The sequence below is a fragment of the Salinimicrobium oceani genome, from assembly GCF_012037645.1.
In genome coordinates this window covers 1-295 of record NZ_JAAVJR010001539.1, presented here as the reverse complement: position 1 = coordinate 295, position 295 = coordinate 1, and the positions used below count along the sequence as shown (strand labels likewise).

The following is a 295-nucleotide window of genomic DNA, read 5'->3' as shown; positions in this document are numbered from 1 at the left end:
GGCAACCGTCTTATAAGACAATTTTCAAGAAAAGTTTCCAGTTAAGCAAGTAAAAAGCTACGCAGGTCCTGGATTTCTATTCCCTCTACTGTGTTACCGGAAAAAGCTTCCAGTGTCACTACCTTCTTTGGGTAGTTATCCCGAATATTCTTAAGATTTCCAAATTCCCTTTCCAGGGTTTCGGGATTGTTAATGCTAAGCGCTACTTGCACGTATAACTTTTCCCCTTCTTTTTCTGCTATAAAATCTATTTCTTTATCCCCCAATATTCCTACCTGCACCTTATAACCTCTAA

Annotated in this window: 1 pseudogene; it reads right to left on the bottom strand. The window is 39.0% G+C overall.

What is annotated here, in order from left to right:
- Positions 1-41: 41 nt before the first annotated feature.
- Positions 42-295, bottom strand: a pseudogene (locus HC175_RS22970) (ATP-binding protein); the annotation flags it as partial.